The sequence below is a fragment of the Clostridium sulfidigenes genome (assembly GCF_052067195.1).
Classification (GTDB): Bacteria; Bacillota; Clostridia; order Clostridiales; family Clostridiaceae; genus Clostridium_J; species Clostridium_J sulfidigenes.
The window spans coordinates 205,459-225,074 of the sequence record NZ_JBQHQR010000003.1; the positions used below are offsets into that span (position 1 = coordinate 205,459).

Genomic DNA, 19,616 nt, shown 5'->3' on the forward strand with positions numbered 1-19,616 from the left:
AATTATTTGATTGAAAGAGGGATACTATGATTGATAGATATATCTTAATGGATAAAGACCTTGAAGTGGGTGAATTAACCTATAATGTGGCTGATAAAAAGTTTAGTTTTAATAGGTATGAAAATGTAACAAATAGAACTCATCTTCCCTTGGGAATGTACAGCTATATAAATTGGAATCATAATTACAAACCTACCCATGATGATATAGTATTTTGGCTATCAGATAGAGTGGTTCCAAAGGAAAGACAAAATATAGATGAAATACTTAGAGTTATGGGATTAATAGATTATGATATGTGGGAGTTATGTAGAAGAACAAGAGCCATGTGTATGGAAGATTACTTTTGGCTTAGTAAGGGTGAGAAATTTGAAGAAGTTCATATAAGATATTTATCTGAGCATGGAAGAATAAAAGAAACTCCAATACCTTTTCCAGTAGAGGAATATCCCCCAGAATATATTGTAACTAAGGATGGAAAGATAACAAAAAATTTAGTGAGGTAAGAACCTCACTAATTTTTTTGTAGTAAATTAACCTTTTAAAAAGGAATTTTATGTATCTTGTAGAATAAGTTATTCAATTAAAGTATTGGAGTTGAGTACTTATGGAAGAGGTAAATAAAACACTAGTAACTTCATTGTATAATAAAATAAACTTGTATCTAGATATTGTAGAGATATTTGAATATTTACAGAAAGAATTTTCAAGCTATTTTAAATATGATAGCTCTATTACAGAGTCTTTGACAAAGGAATTCAGTGGAGATTTTAATACCTTTGTTATAGTAGAAGAAAAGGAAAGAATTGAAAAAGTTTTTCATAAAGTACATACTAGTGAAGATCATAAGGTAAGCTGCAATGTTTTAAGTAAGGAAGTAAAAATAGATAAGAAATTCATCCATGATATTTTAGATAGTATAGAAAAAAATATAAATTCTAGGTTAAATCTATTTAAAAAGAAATGTGAGCTAGAGGTGTATACATTTCAGATGAAACATGGTGAGAAAGAAATATATAATGAACTAAATAGATATGTTTATGAGGATATGGAAGGCACATTATCATACATAGAAATAGGAGTTGTTCAGCTTAAAAACATTGTAATGGGTGTTTTAGATGAAGAAATAAAATCTTATCATAGGTTTATTTGGAATACATTCAAAGAATTAATGGTTGATTTAAGGGGAATAGGTACCTTAAATAAGGGTGATATTTCAGAAAAAATAATTATTAAAGAAGATGAGATTTTAAATTCCTTAGATATTTTAAAAGAAAAGATATCAGAAGTAGTAAGGAAAGAATTTATAGAAGTACTACTTAACTTAATTAATGAAGCCTTTGGAGATGAATTTACTAAAAGAATAAAAGCTTATAAAAAAGAATTAAATAAATATTTAGCCAAAGAAATTTGTGAATCAAATTTAACTAAAATAGAATCATTAGGATATGCAACTACTTATGATAATTCTATGAAAAATAGAGAATATACCATAGGATATAAGGTGTTTTCCTTAGAGCATGACTTTTTAAATATGATGATGAATATAAGTAAATTTAGCTTTGATGAAATAACAGATGAAATAGAACTCAGTATAAACAGTATATTTTATAATGAATTTACTAGACTAATTTATTATATAAATAGTGAAGAAGAGTTTTATGCCATGTGTAGAAGTTTTCAAGATAAGTTTAATTATATAACTTGTGAAATTATTAAATCTTCATTAAAGTCCATAAAGGATAATTATTATAACTCTATTATAGATATACTCATGGATAATATGAAATCTATCAGTGGTATTAATGTTTTTAAATCTATAGATAGCTATAGAGGAAATATAAAAATATATAATCAAGGCTTAATTATGGATTTATATAATAAATGGAATAAGATGTATGGTAATTATAATGAGCTAAAGAAGTACTGTATAGATATATCTAATATACTAATTTTAGATGAAAAAGATATTTTAAAGGAGTATTTTCAGTTGGATTTTAAAGAAGATAGTATATTCAAAGGTGAATATTACTGTGACTTTAAGGCATTGGAAAGAAAAAAGGAAGAACTTTATAATAATATAGTTTTTATAAAAGAAAAACTATTAAAGACTCTTCAAGGAGATTTTACAACTTATTTTGATCATTTATTTCAAAGTATAGGAAAAAATTTAGAATATGCAAAATCAGAAGAAAGATATTATAATTTTAAAATTAAACCAAGTGATATGTAAAAAGAGTAGATAAGCTGGCTTGTATGCAGTTTATCTACTCTCCTTTATTATACAAGAAATAGCTAGAGGTAGTTATGTTAGTAGAAATGTGATTATATTTATCATCTTCATGTAGCTTTTTATATTCAAGGGATTTTTCTTTAAAATCTTTATTTCCATCCATGGAGTATAGGGCATCATAGACTATAGATGCATCCAGATATCTTTTCCTTTCAATAAGAGAAGTAATACATTTATTGAGATGGTTTATAGATACTTTATATTTGTTTTGCTTAAAATACACATATCCCATTATGAAATCATAATCAATCCTACTAGATTCTCTTAAGATTCCATAATTAATAGATTTTTTCTTAGTTATAATATCACTTATTTTATTTGTGTTATAAAGTAGTACAAGTTCACAAATTTTAAATATATTTGTAATATTAGGGTCTTCAAATTTATCGAAAACTTCATTAATGGTATCATAGGCTTTATCTATTTCATTTTTATATAGATAGGCATTAAAAAGATTGATATAGCATTTGCCAGATTCAAAGAGATTATCTATATAATAAAAAAAGAATATGGCTTTTTTTATATGTTCAATTGCTTTTTCATAGTTTTTAATAGAAAAGTAAGCAATATTCAGATTTGAATGTATAAGAGCAAGAACTGATGTAGATAAGGTATCAAGATTATTTTTTAAAAACTCTCCATAGAAACTAATAGCTTCTTCATATTTGTATGTATAAAGATAATAAGCACCAATATTATTGATAATAATAAAATAAGTTTTTACATTTTTTAAATTATAGGCCTCTAGATAATTTAATCCCTTAATGAGATAATTATAGTTTTCTACATCAGAAAATGAATTTATAACTAGTCGTCCTAGAGTAGTTATAGCAATAGCTAAGTTTTCAGCATATAAGGGCTTTAAATCATCATGTAAAAGACAAAAAAGACCTTCACACTTTTCTAAAAGGGCTTTACTTTCTTCTTTACAGCTAAGTTTATAATAGCTTAATCCTAGATAATAGGTAGTGATAAAGTCATAGGGCGTAATTGTATCTATGATTTTATTATATTCTTTATTTACATATAATTCTTTTAGATTTTTGCTTATGGATGAAATAGATGCATTAAATGGAGTAGTATTCTCACAAAATAAATCACTTATTGATAGATTTAAAACCTTTGATATATGCATTAATTGAGGAATTGAAGGATAAATGTAACCATTTTCAATTTTGCTTAAAGTGGTTCTATCAAGAATGTCACAACTTAAATCGTTTTGAGTAAGCCTAGCCCCTTTACGAGAAGTTTTAATTTTAAGTCCAATACTATTTTTCAAAAAATCACCCCTTTAAAGTTTTACTCTAGCTGAAACTCAATGTTAATAATATTATTATAACTTAAATTAGTAAAATGTACTACAAATTGTAACAAAAGGATGTGTATTATTAAGTAAATTTCATATATTATTAAATAAAAGATTAGAAAGTAATGCATAAAAATTCGATATGTGAGCTATTTTCACAAAAATAGAAAAAGGAAAGAGTTGGATAGGAAAATTATGAATTATAAAAAGGTTACTGATGTAAGTTCTTCTAATTTATAGAATAAGGAAAATACAGGTGTATATAAGGTTTTTAGTATTAACATTGTTTTTATATAATAGAGTAAAGTTAGAATTTTTATATTTATAATTAGTAGAATTGTTATAGTGTAAAACTAATCAAGGGGGAATTGATATGTCTTTATTAAAAACTAATAATCTAACAAAGAATTATGGGATAAAAGAAACTTTGGTTAGAGCATTAAAGCCTACCAGTATTGAAGTGGAAAAGGGAGAATTTGTTGTCATTGTAGGACCAAGTGGTTCAGGGAAAAGTACTTTGCTTCATCTTTTAGCTGGCCTTGATAAACCATCAGCTGGACAAGTGTTTATAAATGATAAAGATATTTATTCCATGAGTGAGAAAGAGATTTCTAGGTATAGAAGGAGAAATATAGGTTTTATCTTTCAAGCTTTTAACCTTATTCCAATTCTTTCAGCAGAAGAAAATATAAAGTTACCTGTACTTATGGATAATAAAAAAGTAGATGAAGCCTATATTAGTGAACTTATGGAAATCCTTGATATTAAAGAGAGAAAGAATCATTTACCAGGAGAATTATCAGGAGGTCAGCAGCAAAGAGTATCTATAGCTAGAGCACTAGCTAATAAACCATCAATAATACTTGCAGACGAGCCTACTGGTAATCTAGATAGTAAAAACAGTAAGGAAGTATTAGAACTTTTAAAGGGAACTATAAAAAAGTATAACCAAACCCTAGTAATGATAACTCATGACAGTGATATTGCTAAAATGGCAGATAGAATCATAACAATTTCTGATGGAATGATAATAGATGATAAGAAGGTGTCTTAATGAAGAGCTTTTGGGGAATAGTACCAAGATATATTATAAAAAATAAAAAAAGGGTATCATCTATAGCTGTAGGGATAGTTCTTGGCATTACCTTAATTATGTCATTATCTATAATTCAAGAAGCGTGGACTAAAGCGTTGATTCAGGCACAAAAGGACTGGCTTGGCGCATATTACGATATAAATATAGGTACGTCAGATGGTAAGACATTGGATAAACTAAAGGTAGATGACGTAGTAAATGATTTAGCAGTTATTCTTCCACTTGGAAGTTTAAAAGTAGAAAACACAAAATATTCTATTGCCATTAGTGGATATGATGAAAATATTGATAGTTTTATGAATATAAAATTTATAGAAGGTCATAAACCAAATTATGACAATGAAATTGCTTTAGAACAATGGATACTGGATTATTTTCCTAAAGAGTACAAGATAGGAGATAAAATCAAGTTAAAATATGAATTGGGTTATGGTTCCAATGAAGAAATAGAAAGTGAATTTACATTAGTAGGTATATTTGATTATAAATGTAGTATGACAGACAATAGTTCAGAGGCTATTGGATGGGTAACTAGAAATTTTGCTGATAAACAACTAGAAAATGAAAAAATACAATATAACGGATTTATAAATTTAAATCCGGAGTATTCTATAAATAAAGGAAATATTGAACTAAGTAACCAAGGCGAGTATTCCAATATACATTTCCAAGCTAATTACGAAAAGATAAACTTATTAAGACAAATAAAAATTTTACATACTATGAGTTATATTTTATTTGTTATTTTTGGAATAGTAGTAAGCATAATTATTTATAATATATTTGCAGTATCTGTAATGGAGAGGAAAAAGCAATTTGGAATTTTAAGAGCTATGGGGTTATCACAAAATAGAATAAAAGCTTTAGTAATAATAGAGGGAGTAGTTATAGGTATAATTTCCATACCTATAGGAATAATTATTGGAAACACCATTACAAAATTATTGATGATATCTTTAGAATATGAAGAGCTTTTTAGTTTATTAGTAATGCCTAAAATAGGAGTGGTATCTTCCGTTGTTATTGGGTTAATTTCTCTTATTATAGGTACCTATTTCCCATCAAAGAAAGCATCGAAGATATCTCCAATGGAAGCTATAAGTGAAAGTGAAAGTATTAATTTTAAAAAGAATTCACTTTCAGTTGATAATATTAAATTTCATGGTAAAGAAGTTAGATTTTCAAGTACCATGGCAATTATGAATATTAAAAGGAATAAAAAAAAGTTTATAACTTCCATAATATCTTTAAGTGTGACCATTGTATTACTATTATCTTCATATTATTTAATAAAGCAAGCAGATCCAATTGAAAGTTTTAAGAATAGTTATGGAGGTGCAGATTTTAAAATTACAACCAATAATGCAGGGTTAAATAAAGATTCTATAAATAAAATAAGTAATATATATGGAGTAAGCATTCTTTCAAAGATTAAAATTGGATATCCTCAATTATATATTGATAAAGAGATGATAACAGAGGATGGATTAAGCTATTTAGAGAGAAGAAATAAAGGTAATGAAACAGAAAATAGCAATTATAATTTTCCTGCAATTGTCTATGGATATGATGATTTGAATTTAGAAGGTATTAAGGACAACATAATAGAAGGAAGCATAGATAATTCAAATAGTGAACCTATAGTAATTATTGTTCAAGATTTAAATGAATATAATTACACAAACATCAAAGTAGGTGATGAAGTAGAATTACTTTTGGAGAAGTTCAATGATAAAGGTGAAAAAATAGGGGCTTCTACTGAAATATTTAAGGTTAGTGCTATAGTGGATAGTGAAAAATTTAGAGTTTCCGATGGGCGCATTAGTGTTGCAGCTATTCTTAGTGATGGGGATGCAACAAAATACTTAGATATGAATGGATATAATATAATTGATATGGAAGTTGATGAGGGTATAAAATATGAAGAAGCTCAAATCAACTTAGAAAGTACTGTAAAGAAAATGAGAGAAGTAAATCTAGAATCTTATAAGGAAAAGTACGAAGAAATAAAAAAGCAAAATGTTCAAATAAGTTTTGTATTATATAGTTTTATACTTATAGTTGCCACTATAAGTATGATTAACTTAATAAACATTATGAAGATGAATGTGTTAATGAGAAGCAAAGAAATTGGAATGCTGAGGTCCATAGGCTTTGGGATTGATGAAGTAAAGCAAATGATTATGGTTGAAGGAGTACTATATGGTGCTGTATCAAGTATATGTGGATGTACATTAGGAACGTTATTTACGTATTTCATGCACGTGATAGGTAGAAATACAACTTGGGATTTCCCATTTGCAGTAATATTAATTATATCTTTAGCCACAATAACTGTAACAACGCTATCATCTGTAATTTCTAGTAGGCAACTATTTAAATCAAGCATAGTAGATTCCATTAGAAGTGTAGAATAGAGAATAAATTTAATTTTAGACTTAAGTGAATTACATAATAAATAAGGAAAAATAAAAATAAGCCTCATAATTTTAAAAAATAATTATGAGGTATTTTTGCAAAAATGTTTATAATGTAGATGATAAGAAGGTGTCTTAATGAAGAGCTTTTGGGGAATAGTACCAAGATATATTAAAAAAAGTGGCTCTAGAGTTTTCTTTATGGCAACAGGAATAGTATTATCAGTAATGCTGATTGCATCTTTGTCAATAATGAAAGAGTCATATTTAGATTATAAAATTAAAGAAGACATAGAGATTAATGGAGGAAACTATGATATTAGAATTCAAGGAAAAGGATATGGAAATTTAGATAATCTTAATAAAGAAAGTATTGTAGACAAGGTATCTCTAGTTACACCTTTAGGAATATCTAAAATTGAGCATTCAAAGTATTCTATTGATATTAGAGGATATGAAGAAAATATAGCTGAATTTATAAATATTGATATAGTGGAAGGACGTAGTCCAAGCTCAGACAATGAAATAGCATTAGAACAATGGATTTTAGACTATCTTCCTAAAAAATATAAAGTAGGAGATAAAATAAAATTAGATTATGATTTAAACTATGAAACTAGTAATGGCTTTAAAAGTTTAAACGGAAGTAATGAATTTACTTTAGTTGGAGTTTTTAAATATACTTCTGCATTAAATTCTGAAGTAGGAAAGGCTTGGGTAACTAGAGAGTTTGCAGATAAAAAAATTAAAGAAAATAAACTTAAAGAAAAAGGGATTGTTTATGAAGGTTATATATACTTAAATCCTAAACATAATATTGCGGATGGAAAACTTTTATTAGATAGTTCTAATGAATATCATAATGTTTTATTCGTTGATAATTCTGGTAAGGAATTTTTCCTACAGGCAATAAAAATTATAAATTTAATATGCAATATTTTATTTATTATTGTGGGGATTGTAGTTAGTATAAATATCTATAATATATTTATGGTTTCCGTAGCTGAAAGGAAAAAAGAATTTGGGATGATAAGAGCTATTGGGGCATCCTCGGGGAGAATAAAATTAATGGTTCTTGCAGAAGGATTAATTTTAGGAGTTATTTTTATTCCTATAGGATTAATTATTGGAAATACAATTACAAAAGGAATAATGATTATTTTAGGATATGAGAGAATCAGTAGTTTATTTACAATACCAGTAAGTGGTATTGTAGTTTCTGTAATTGTAGGATTGTTTTCAATTATATTAGGTTCATATTTACCAGCTAGAAATGCATCAAAGGTATCACCTATGGAAGCAATACAAGGGAATAAAGAAATAAATATTACCAAGAAAAGAATGAGTTTTCAAACTATGTTTTTTGGTGGTAAAGAAATAAAATTTCATACTAAAATTGCAATAACAAATATCAGGCGAAATAAGAAAAAGTTTATAACATCAGTAACTTCATTAAGTATAACTATTATAATGATTATGTCAGTATTTTATTTGATAGGTGAATCAGATCCTGTAAATAAACTAAAGAATAGTTATGGAGATTCAAAGTTTAAAATTTCATCTTATTCCAATACAGGAATAACAGATAAAGAATTAGAGAAAATTTCTAATGTAGAAGGATTAAATATTATTTCCAAGGTCAAAGAGTTAAATGTGGATATGGATATTTCTAAAGAAATGTTAACAACAGAAGGTTATTCTTACTTTAAATCGGAAAGCAAAAAGGATAAATTTAAAGCAAAACAAATTCAAGAAGGTGTATATAGATTTAATCCCAAGGTTTACGGATATAGTAATGAGAATTTGGAAGAATTAAAAAAGTGGGTAATAGATGGAGATATTGATATTAAGGAGATGAATAAACGACCTATTGTAATTCTTATACAAAACTTAAGTTCTTATAATTATACTGAAATTAAATCAGGGGATAAAATAAAAATTGGAGTTACCTTATATGATCAAGAAGGCAATTCTTCAGGCTATTCAAGTGAAGAGTTTGAAGTAGGTGCCATTGTTACTGAAGAAGGAATAACAATAGGGGATGGTATGGCTAAAAATGTTGTTATAGTTAGTAATGATGTAGCAGTAGAGAATTTGCACATGAAAGGATATCAAAAGATTGATGTAGGGCTTGATAAAAATGCTAATTATGATAAAAGTGAATCACAGCTAAGGGGTGTAATAAATAGTATAGCTGATGCAACTATGGAATCATTTAAAGAAAAACTAGAAGAGGTAAAGAAAAATAACATACAGTTAATTTTTATTCTTTATAATTTTGTATTTATTGTAGGAGTAGTTAGTGTAATTAATTTAATAAATATTATGAAGATGAATGTAATTACAAGGAACAAAGAAATTGGAATGATGAGAGCTATAGGACTTGGAGAAGATGAAGTAAAAAGTATGATAAGAACTGAAGGGTTTTTATATGGAATTACAGCAAGTGTTGTTGGGTCTACTTTAGGGAGTTTATTAACTTACATTATTCATAATAAAGTAGTGAATAATGTAGTATGGAAATTTCCAGCTATAACTATAATAGTTATTTGTGTAGCAACAATTACCATTACAACCTTATCATCTGTAATTTCTAGTAGGCAACTATTTAAATCAAGCATAGTAGATTCCATTAGAAGTGTAGAATAAATAGAATACTATATAATATATTATGTAATATTATATAACTTATAAGTTTGCTTTATATACTTTTAGGTACTAACAGTTTTTTTCATTGAACCAAGTGGTACAATTAACAGAATATAAGTAATATTTTAAATTGAATGGAGTTGGTATTATGTCAGTGGATTTGTTTAAAAAAGCTAATGCTAAGGATTCAGAGTTTAAGGGAAGAAGCGCTGATACAGAAAAATATTATTATAATCACTCTTTTAAAGCAAATATGATAGCTACTGGAATTATTGTTGCTGTAATTTTAGGGTTTATTTACTTACTTATTTGATAATAATACAAAAAGCCTAGAAAGGGTAGTTCCTTTCTAGGCTTTCTTTTTAGTCTTCAATATAATTTAAAAGGTTATTAAAACCTATTCTATAAACAGTAGTTGCAAAGGTCTCCCCTTGGATTTTATGAGCATTATAGAAGGATAAAAGTTTATCCATTACCTTAGGAATTTCCTCTATGCCATAAAATTTAGGTAATATGTGTGGAGGACAGGCTAATTCTGTACTATTAATATAAATAGTTAATCCTGTTCCTGCTGAAGATAGGGCTAAGAATGAACAGTTACCAATACAATTTCCACATCTTAAACACTTGTCCTCATGTAGTACTAATTCTTTGTTAATTTTTTCAAGGGCGCCACTAGGACAATATTTAGTACATCTTGTACATGCTATACATTCACGTTGATTTAAATCTACTTTTGTACCATTAATTATTCCTATTGAATCTTTATATATTTCACTATACTTGTCTACTATATCTACTAGTTTAGTTAAATCACTTTCATTATAATTTTCTGCCGGTGTAGGTAGTGTGCTTCTCTTAAAAATAGACTCACAGTTATCATATAAGAAGCCTTGAACCTTTCTTCTTAATTCTATTGAAGTTTCATCTAATTTTTCATCAAAGGCCTTAGTAATATCTTTAGTATAATTAGTCATAAATATATTCTCCTTTTATAAAATATAATCCCTATAATAATTGTAATATGATTTAATAATAGAATAGCAAAGTATATTATTAGGTTCAAGATTTACTATAAATATAAGTTGAGTAGTATTGTTGTAAATACTTAACAGCTAAGGTATACTTTTATTATCATTAAATGTATTTTGTGATTAGAAGGGGAGTCTTATGATGATGGAGGATAAAGAGTTACTAAAAACACTTTGTATGTCTCATGGCCCTAGTGGAAGAGAACACTGGCTTGGAGATTATGTGACAGAGGTATTTTCAGAATTTGGACAAGTTACTAGGGATAATTTAAATAATATAATTATTCATAAGAAGGGTAAGGGCAAAGGTAAAATCATGCTTATGGCTCACCTGGATGAAGTATTTATGATTATAACAGAGGTAAAAGAAAATGGATTTTTAGCATTTAAAGGTAATGGTATTGATCCTAAGACTTTAGTTTCTAAAGAGGTTATAATCCATGGAAAAGAAGCTATTCACGGTATTATAGGAATTAAGCCACCTCACTTAATGAAGGATGAAGATCGTAAAAAAGCAGTAACTATAGATTCTTTATTGATTGATACAGGATATTCTAAGGAGTCTTTAGAGAACATAGTTAAACCAGGAGATTATGTTACTGTTAAGGGAAACTATAAAGAACTTTTAAATAATAATGTAAGTGTTAAAACTGTTGACGATAGAGGTGGAGTTGTAGCTTTATATAGATGTGCTAAGGAACTTAAAAATATAGAACATGATATGGATGTTTATTTTGTATGCTCTGCTCAAGAGGAAGTCGGTCATAGAGGTGCTAAAACTGCTACTAATAGAATTAATCCAGATATAGGTATTGCTGTAGATGTTACCTTCGATTGTGGAATGTATGGTCTTGAACATGGTGATACTGAACTAGGTAAGGGTGGAGTAATCTGTATAGGTCCTAATATTCATCCTAAGGTTAGAAAGCATCTTATGAAGGTTTGTAAAGAATATAATATTCCATTTCAATTAGAAGTGGAAGCCGGAAATACAGGAACAGATGCTTGGGATATTCAAGTAGCTGGTGAAGGGGTTGCTACACTTCTTATATCAATTCCTATAAAATACATGCATACTTCAGTGGAAACTGTAAATATGGATGATATAAAAAACACAGGATATATGATGGCAAAGCTAATAGAAAGTATAAAGGGTGAAGAATTGGAGGAATTAGTATGTTTTTAGATGAGATTCTTCAAAAGAACGGTATTTTAGATAAATTGACTTCTTTAAGTGGTCCTTCAGGATTTGAGGGAGAAGTAAGGGGCTTTATTAAAGAACAGGTTACCCCTTATGTAGATGAGATTTTTATAGATAGAATGGGAAATATTATTGTTCATAAAAAGGGTAAAGGAAAAAAAGTAATAGTTGATGCTCATATGGATGAGGTAGGTTTTATAATAACTGGCTACAATGAGGATGGAAGCTTAAGATTTAGTGCTTTAGGAGGGATAAATGCTAAGATAATACCTTCTAAGACTGTACTTATAGGGCCTAATAAAATACCAGGAGTTATTGGAGCAAAACCAATTCACCTTCAAGGAGCAGAGGAGAGAGAAAAGGGTCTAAATTATAGTGATTGCTGTATTGATATAGGAGCTAGGTCTAGAAAACAAAGTGAGGAGCTTATAGATCTAGGGGAGTATGTAGTTTTTGATACAGAGTATGATGAATTTGGAGAAGGGCTTGTAAAGGGAAAGGCCTTTGATGATAGAGTAGGATGCTTTGTACTTATGGAGGCATTAAAGGAAAATTATGATGTAGACCTATATGGAGTGTTTGCAGTTCAAGAAGAAGTTGGAGAAAGAGGTGCTTTCATTTCGTCTTTAAATTTAAAGGGAGATTTAGGAATTGCTTTAGAGGGTACAATATGTGCAGATATGCCAAGTGTTCCTAAGCACTTAAGAGCTACTGAAGTTGGAAGAGGACCAGCTATATCAATAATGGATTTAACTAGTATATTCGATGTTGATGTGGCTGATGACATTATGGAAGTAGGGAATAATTTAAATATTCCATATCAAAGAAGAAAAGCTATAGCTGGAGGAAATGATGCAGCTACTTTCCATGGCACAGGATCTGGGGCAAAGATTGCTACTATTTCAGTTCCATGTAGATATATCCATTCTTCAGTTTCAGTAGCATCAAAGGAAGACATAAAGAACACAGTTAAATTATTAGTAGAATACTTAAAAACACTATAGATTTTGGAGGTATTTGTGATGAATAAATTATTTGAAGATTTAGTAGGAGCATTTGGAGTTAGTGGACATGAGGAAGAAGTTAGAAGTGTAATTGTTGAGCAATTAAATTCACTAGAAGTTGAAAATAAGGTAGATAACATGGGAAATGTTATAGCTAAAATAGGTAGAAGTAATGGAGAGGAAGAAAAGAGAATTATGATTTCTTCTCATATGGATACCATGGGATTTATAGTTATGTATATTGAAGATAATGGTTTCTTGAGAATTGGAAAAGTAGGAGAATTTGATGAAGCTGCCTTTGTGAATAATATGGTAGAATTTGAAAACGGAAATTCAGGAAGAATTTGCGGAACTAAAGATAGTCCTAAAATAGATGACATGTATATAGATTTAGGAGTAGAAAGTAGAGAAGAGGCTTTAGAACTAGTAAGAGAAGGAGATGTATGTATTATTACATCTAATGTTATAGAGGAAGAAAAGAATATAATTGCACCAGCTTTAGATAATAGAGTAGGCTGTTATATGTCACTAAAATCTATAGAGAAACTTATAGAGAATAAAGAATCATTAGAGAAGTTAGATAAGGAAATATATTTTGTATTTTCGACTCAAAACACTTTAGGAGGAAGAGGAGCAAGAGCAGCTGCTTATGAAATAAATCCTATGTATGCTTTAGTTGTAGATGGAGAAAATGCTGGAGATACATTAGGGGGAAGTGGAAAGTTTTCTTTAGGAAAGGGTACAGGAATAAAGTTCATGGATAGAACTTTGTTAATGCATCATGAAGTGAAAGAACAATTGGAAAAAGTTTATGAGAAAATGGATAAAAAGCCACATTATATCTTTGGTGAAACTCAAGGGGATGGTAAAACAATCCATAAAGAGGGAGTAGGAGTTAAGACTGGAACTTTGATTTATCCTGTAAGATATAAGGATACAAATATGGAAATGGTTAATTATAAAGATATAGAAGAAGGAATAGAAGTTATTTATAATTATATTACATTATAATATAAGGTTATTTAAATAGTTCTATAGACATAGCTTTTAGAGAATATACAAAAAAATAATAAATATTAGAGCCTTCACTTTAAGAATATGAGTGAAGGCTCAATTTAGTTTAGGATTAATTTGCTTTAAATTATAAGTTAGTAACTATTTTGCAGCGTAATAGCATCTTTTCGGAGATTCTATTTTATCCTCTGCTTTAAGTGATTTTATAGCTTTATCTACCTCTTTTTTGTCAATACCAGCCTTTTCAGCAATTTCTCCAGCTTTTAATGGCTCAGATGAATTTTTCAGTACTTCTAAAACTTTATCTACCATGTTAACACCTCTTTTAATAATTATAGTTATTTAATAATATTTATTATATAGTATTTTAATAAATATATCAACAATATTATATTTTATTTATTGTTTGTAATTTATGATAAAGGGATTCTCGTCTATCATCTTTTACTTTAAAGGAATTTCTAACCCTGCTGACTAAAGATCTATCTATGTCTGCTATGAGAATATCCTCCACACCTTCCTCTGTGCTACCTATAATTTTACCTAAAGGGTCTATAATTAAAGAATTTCCACTATAGTTTATATTATTACCAATACCAATTCTATTAACTCCGGCAATATAGCATTGATTTTCCATAGCTCTACTTCTAAGTAAGGTTATCCAGTGTTCTTTTCTACTTTCAGGCCAATTAGCAGCTACAGTAATTAAGTCACATTTTTTTGAAGCTATTTGAAAGATTTCAGGGAATCTTAAGTCATAGCATATAAAAGGTGAAAGGGTTATTTCATCAATTTGTGCAAAGCATATTTCCTCGCCACCAATGTAGTATTTACTTTCTTCACCATAGGAGAAAGGATGTATTTTAGAGTAGTTACATAGAATGTTTCCATTAGAAGATATTATTGTATAATTATTTTTTCCTTTTATATCATTAGTAATACCCTGAATATAACCAATTCCTGCATTAATGCAATAACTTTTGCATAAACTAGAAATGTAGGAAACCGTAGAAAAATCAAATTCTTTTAATTTTTCTATGTTCATTGTAAAGCCAGTAAAAGATAGTTCAGGAAATAAAAGTAAGTCTATTTTTAGCTCTTTAGCTTTTTTAAAAAATTCTTTGCTTGCTGATAAGTTAAATTGCTTATTTTCCCATAAAATATTATTCTGTACCAGTCCAATTTTCACAATATCACCCCTTATATTACTAATTATAATATATTTTAAAGTTATTATTCATAATAATCCTAAGAAATTTATTATTTTATAAGAAAGTTAATACTAATTTATATGAAGGGTGATTTGTTTAATTATGTTAAAGAAAGTGGTATAATTAAGGGAAACTTAGCTCCAATAATAGGTCAATTTTTAATTGAGTTTATAAATTCTTCATACTGTCTATATACTGCCTGGATAAGAGGTCAATATTATAATATATAGACAATAGAATAATGTAAAAGGTAGGGGTATTGCCTATGAAAATAACTGAAAACACAGTGAAAATGGCATTGAGATATAAGAACCATCATATATCTTCATTAGCTTCACAGTTAGCTTTTGATATGCTGTTTTCATTTTTCCCATTTTTGATTTTATTACTAACTCTAGTTGGATTTATAAACGTAGATCCCATAGAAGTGATTGGAAGTTTACAAAATATAATGCCCGAGGAATTATATAATTTAGTATCTACTTTAGCCCTTCAATTGTTACAAACCAGAAATGGAAATTTATTATCTTTTTCATTAATGTTCTCCCTTTATACAGCATCTAGAGCTTTTAGAGCCATAAGATACGGGTTAAACAGAGCATATAATGAAGAGGAAGATAAAAATAAGATAAAGTTAATAATACTCTCCGTTTTATTTATGATAGTGATATCTTTTATGATAATATTTGTACTAGGTTTTTTAGTCTTTGGAGAGATGATAAGTTTAGAATTAGTTCAATGGTTAGACCTTGATATTAAGTTATTTTATTTTATACGATATTTAAGGTACCCAATTGGTTTTGCAGGTATGATAGTTATATTTACAGCCATATATAAGCTTATACCTTCAAGACGAATAAAATGTAGAGAGGCCTTGCCAGGGGCTATATTCACAAGTATTGCTTGGATAATTTTATCAATGGGGTTTGCATTTTATGTAAACAACTATGGGAAATATACTGATATTTACGGAAGCATAGGAGTGGTTATTGTTTTGATGGTTTGGTTACAAATAACATCTACTACAATTTTATTAGGGGGAGAACTGAATGCACTATTAATGTATGATAAAGAAAATAACTTCAAAATATAAGAAACTCATGTTTAATATTAACACTTATGAGAATGTTTAGTTTAATTATTTGTAATATTGTGTTAAGATAATGAAGAAGAATGACAATGATGTAGAATATTGTATAAGGTCAATGGTAATGGAGGGTATGAGATGAAGGTTAGAAAGGCTATAATTCCAGCAGCAGGTTTAGGAACTAGATTCTTGCCAGCTACAAAAGCGGTGCCTAAAGAGATGATTCCAATTGTAGATAGACCTACTATAGAGTATATAGTAGAAGAGGCTGTGGCTTCAGGTATAGAAGAAATACTTATAATAACAGGTAGAAATAAAAAAGCTATAGAAGATCATTTTGATAGAGCTGTAGAGCTAGAAATGAATCTTGAGAGAGACGGGAAGAAGGAACTTTTAGAGTTAGTCCATAAGTCAACTAACATGGCTAATATCCATTATATTAGGCAAAAGAATCCAAAGGGGTTAGGCCATGCCATAAGTTGTGCTAAAGCTTTTGTTGGAGACGAACCCTTTGCAGTTATGCTAGGAGATGACATAGTAGATAGTGAAGTTCCTTGTTTAAAGCAATTAATGGATGCTTATGATAAGCATGGTACTTCAATTTTAGGAGTTCAAGAAGTAGCCAAAGAAAATGTAAATAAATATGGAATTGTAAAAGGCGATAAAATTAATGATAGAGAGTATGTAGTTAAGGACTTAGTGGAAAAGCCAAAGGTTGAAGAAGCGCCATCTAATGTGGCTATTTTAGGTAGATATATTATAACTCCTGAAATATTTGACATACTAGAAGATACTAAACCAGGAAAAGGAAATGAAATACAATTAACTGATGGTTTAAAAACTCTAATGGAAAAGGAAAGTATGCATGCTTATATTTTTGAAGGTAGAAGATACGATGTAGGTGATAAATTAGGATTTTTAGAAGCTACAGTGGAATTTGCTTTAAAAAGACAAGATTTACAAGATAACTTTAAAAAATTTTTGGAAGAAAAATTTAATTTAAAGCATATATAATTTAATAATAAAGTATAAAAACTGGTATATAATCCCAATGATATATATCAGTTTTTATTTTATATATCAAATTTTATTATTTTTACTCAGAAGAGGTACGGAGACTTATTCTCATTAACCTGTCAAGAAAAAAATGTAGAATAATAGTAGAAAAATGTAGTAAAAAAAGTATTAATTTTAGTGTAAAATGATTAAGTGGTACATTGAGTAACGTTAAAATTGGAGGATAAATAATGGAGTTTAAGAATAAGGAAGATTTGGAGTTTTACAACAACATTTCGGAACCTATTATAGTTATAGATAGTAATAATGAAATTAAATACTGCAATGAAGGAGCGTTAGAATTTTTAGGAGTTCAAAGTATTGATTCAATTGAAGAGTTGGATATAAACACAATGATAAAGTTCTCTACGTTGAAGAGTGGTGTCTTTGATGTAAAGGATTTTATAAAAAATGATAGAAGTGAGAGAATTCGTGCAAGTATAGATACAAGAATATATAAAGAAATAGAAATAGAATTAGTTTTTAGAAGTATAAAAGTTGGTAATAGTGAAGGCACCTTAATGTTGTTGAAAAATATAGTAAGTAATAATCTCCATTTTAAATCAGAAGTTATCAATAAAGACAATAGCAAATTAGAGGAGCATGAAGAATTTAAATATATTGTAGTAGATAAAGACGAGGATGAAGCCTTCATCTCAACAAAAGAAATAGACTTAAATATAAATTTTTATAAAGCTATTTTTGCTAATAGTACCACTGGAATTGTAATAGAAAAGGAAAATAGAATTAGTTATATAAATAAAGTTGCTATGGATATAATTGGAGACCCAAAAAGTGATACCTTTTTAGGTAAAAGTATTTTTGAAATAATTAAGTTAGATTCTATACAATATAATGATGAATTTTTGAAAAAACAGTATTCTAAATATAATTCTAGTTTGAACATAGTAGAAAGAAAGTTTATTAGAGAAGATGGGAGCATTGTTTATTGTGAAGTTACACCCATGTGTTTTGTGAATGATAATGATATATATTCTATATTTTTAATTAGGGATATAACAAGAAGAATAAAAGTAGAGGAAGCAGTAATAAGCAATAGGGATAATTATGTTGAGCTTCTTAAACTTTTACCCTTTGGTATGGTTATATATTCTGATGGTAAGCTTGAAATAGGTAATGAGGCTTTAGTTAATATTTTAGGACTTAACGGTATAGATGAATTAAAAAATTTATCCTATATAGATATAGTAGATGAAGAATATAAAGATGTAGTTAAAGAAATGTATTTTGATGCTCAATTTAGAGGAAAATCTACAGAATTTAAGGAAGTTAAAGTTAGAAGGGAATATGGAGCACTAATAGATGCTGAGATTGCAAGTTTCGGAATAAATTTTAGTTATGGAAGATCTGTAGTGTTTTTAATTCAAGAAGTTACAGAACGCAAAAAGGCTCAATTAAATAAAGTTAAATTGGAACAAGCTATAAAATATGATAAGTTAAAAACTGAATTTATATCTAATATGTCCCATGAGCTAAAAACACCATTGAATATAATATTAAGTACTGTACAAGTATTGCAATACAATTATAAAGATAAAAATGATGAGCAATTGGATAGATATCTAGATTTAATGAAAGTAAATAGCTATAGGCTATTAAGACTAATAAATAACTTAATAGATGTTACTAGAATTGATGTAGGTAACTTAAAAATGAATTTTGGCAATTATGATATAGTAGCTATAGTAGAGGATATAACTATGGCTGCAGTAGAGTATGTGGAAAGTAAAGGTATGACTTTAATATTCGATACTGATGTTGAAGAAAAAATTATAGGAATTGATAGAGAAAATATAGAAAGAATAATATTAAACCTATTATCAAATGCAGTTAAATTTTCTAAGGATGACGGAACTATTATGGTATCTATTCATGATTTAGGGGACAAGGTTCAAATTTCAGTGAAGGATAATGGAATTGGTATTCCAGAAGAACTTCAGGAAAAGATATTTGATAGATTTGTGCAAGGTGAGGATCTATTTACCAGATCTCACGAGGGGAGTGGAATAGGATTATCCCTAGTAAAATCTATAGTTGAAAATCATGGTGGAAAGACATATGTAAAAAGTATTGTTAATGGAGGAAGTGAATTTATTGTAGAACTTCCAAACATTCTTTCTAAAAATCAATTTTGTTCAACAAATCTATATCATGCTGATAAATATAATTTAGAAAGAATAAAAATTGAGTTTTCAGATATATATAGATAAGAATATTTAAAATGCTATTG

Annotated in this window: 17 protein-coding genes; 13 read left to right on the top strand and 4 right to left on the bottom strand. The window is 28.1% G+C overall.

Translation table 11 applies throughout. The annotated features are described in order from the left end of the window. Nucleotides 1-26 precede the first annotated feature (26 nt). Nucleotides 27-506, top strand: a complete 480-nt coding sequence (locus ACTNBA_RS04845) for a hypothetical protein (protein WP_346868108.1) — start codon at nucleotides 27-29, stop codon at nucleotides 504-506. A 101-nt stretch (nucleotides 507-607) separates the two neighbouring features. Beyond that, nucleotides 608-2,233, top strand: coding sequence for a hypothetical protein (locus ACTNBA_RS04850; RefSeq protein WP_441072875.1), 1,626 nt, complete (start codon nucleotides 608-610; stop codon nucleotides 2,231-2,233). 34 nt (nucleotides 2,234-2,267) lie between these two features. Here ACTNBA_RS04850 and ACTNBA_RS04855 read toward each other — a convergent pair whose 3' ends face one another. Then, a complete protein-coding gene (locus tag ACTNBA_RS04855) occupies nucleotides 2,268-3,572 on the bottom strand; it encodes a helix-turn-helix domain-containing protein (protein ID WP_441072876.1) in 1,305 nt (434 codons plus the stop codon). A 400-nt stretch (nucleotides 3,573-3,972) separates the two neighbouring features. Between ACTNBA_RS04855 and ACTNBA_RS04860 the strand changes: the two genes are divergently transcribed. The 4 genes from ACTNBA_RS04860 (at nucleotide 3,973) to ACTNBA_RS04875 (ending at nucleotide 10,074) form a co-directional block, all read left to right on the top strand. Next, entirely contained in the window at nucleotides 3,973-4,653 is a 681-nt protein-coding gene (locus tag ACTNBA_RS04860) for an ABC transporter ATP-binding protein (protein WP_441072877.1), read from the top strand. Continuing rightward, nucleotides 4,653-7,112, top strand: coding sequence for an ABC transporter permease (locus ACTNBA_RS04865; RefSeq protein WP_441072878.1), 2,460 nt, complete (start codon nucleotides 4,653-4,655; stop codon nucleotides 7,110-7,112). The genes ACTNBA_RS04860 and ACTNBA_RS04865 overlap by 1 nt, the downstream gene beginning before the upstream one ends. Before the next feature lie 138 nt (nucleotides 7,113-7,250). Further along, nucleotides 7,251-9,761 (top strand): ABC transporter permease, encoded by a 2,511-nt coding sequence (locus tag ACTNBA_RS04870; RefSeq protein ID WP_441072879.1) that lies wholly within the window; start codon nucleotides 7,251-7,253, stop codon nucleotides 9,759-9,761. Between the two features lie 148 nt (nucleotides 9,762-9,909). Then, nucleotides 9,910-10,074 (top strand): hypothetical protein, encoded by a 165-nt coding sequence (locus ACTNBA_RS04875; protein ID WP_441072880.1) that lies wholly within the window; start codon nucleotides 9,910-9,912, stop codon nucleotides 10,072-10,074. Nucleotides 10,075-10,123: 49 nt separating this feature from the next. Here ACTNBA_RS04875 and ACTNBA_RS04880 read toward each other — a convergent pair whose 3' ends face one another. Further along, entirely contained in the window at nucleotides 10,124-10,738 is a 615-nt protein-coding gene (locus tag ACTNBA_RS04880; protein ID WP_441072881.1) for a 4Fe-4S dicluster domain-containing protein, read from the bottom strand. 199 nt (nucleotides 10,739-10,937) lie between these two features. Between ACTNBA_RS04880 and ACTNBA_RS04885 the strand changes: the two genes are divergently transcribed. From ACTNBA_RS04885 to ACTNBA_RS04895, 3 genes are read left to right on the top strand one after another with little or no spacing between them, the layout of a single operon-like run. Then, the gene (locus ACTNBA_RS04885) at nucleotides 10,938-11,978 is read left to right on the top strand and encodes a M20/M25/M40 family metallo-hydrolase (protein WP_346876649.1); all 1,041 of its coding nucleotides are present in this window, start codon (nucleotides 10,938-10,940) and stop codon (nucleotides 11,976-11,978) included. Then, the gene (locus ACTNBA_RS04890; protein ID WP_441072882.1) at nucleotides 11,969-12,997 is read left to right on the top strand and encodes a M42 family metallopeptidase; all 1,029 of its coding nucleotides are present in this window, start codon (nucleotides 11,969-11,971) and stop codon (nucleotides 12,995-12,997) included. Before ACTNBA_RS04885 ends, ACTNBA_RS04890 begins: the two co-directional genes overlap by 10 nt. Before the next feature lie 18 nt (nucleotides 12,998-13,015). Then, entirely contained in the window at nucleotides 13,016-14,008 is a 993-nt protein-coding gene (locus ACTNBA_RS04895; protein ID WP_441072883.1) for a M42 family metallopeptidase, read from the top strand. 144 nt (nucleotides 14,009-14,152) lie between these two features. Here ACTNBA_RS04895 and ACTNBA_RS04900 read toward each other — a convergent pair whose 3' ends face one another. Beyond that, entirely contained in the window at nucleotides 14,153-14,323 is a 171-nt protein-coding gene (locus ACTNBA_RS04900; RefSeq protein ID WP_084178217.1) for an HTH domain-containing protein, read from the bottom strand. Nucleotides 14,324-14,399: 76 nt separating this feature from the next. Then, nucleotides 14,400-15,200: a nitrilase-related carbon-nitrogen hydrolase gene (locus tag ACTNBA_RS04905; RefSeq protein ID WP_441072884.1), complete on the bottom strand. Its 801-nt coding sequence runs from the start codon at nucleotides 15,198-15,200 to the stop codon at nucleotides 14,400-14,402. A gap of 102 nt (nucleotides 15,201-15,302) precedes the next feature. On the opposite strand from ACTNBA_RS04905, the gene ACTNBA_RS04910 reads away from it, so the two are divergent. The 4 genes from ACTNBA_RS04910 (at nucleotide 15,303) to ACTNBA_RS04925 (ending at nucleotide 19,596) form a co-directional block, all read left to right on the top strand. Beyond that, complete coding sequence (locus tag ACTNBA_RS04910; protein ID WP_441072885.1) at nucleotides 15,303-15,452, top strand: hypothetical protein; 150 nt, start codon at nucleotides 15,303-15,305, stop codon at nucleotides 15,450-15,452. Between the two features lie 35 nt (nucleotides 15,453-15,487). Next, entirely contained in the window at nucleotides 15,488-16,315 is an 828-nt protein-coding gene (locus ACTNBA_RS04915; protein ID WP_150841638.1) for a YhjD/YihY/BrkB family envelope integrity protein, read from the top strand. A gap of 132 nt (nucleotides 16,316-16,447) precedes the next feature. Next, nucleotides 16,448-17,323, top strand: coding sequence for a UTP--glucose-1-phosphate uridylyltransferase GalU (galU, locus tag ACTNBA_RS04920; RefSeq protein WP_346873739.1), 876 nt, complete (start codon nucleotides 16,448-16,450; stop codon nucleotides 17,321-17,323). A 233-nt stretch (nucleotides 17,324-17,556) separates the two neighbouring features. Beyond that, nucleotides 17,557-19,596 (top strand): PAS domain-containing sensor histidine kinase, encoded by a 2,040-nt coding sequence (locus tag ACTNBA_RS04925; RefSeq protein ID WP_441072886.1) that lies wholly within the window; start codon nucleotides 17,557-17,559, stop codon nucleotides 19,594-19,596. Nucleotides 19,597-19,616 lie beyond the last annotated feature (20 nt).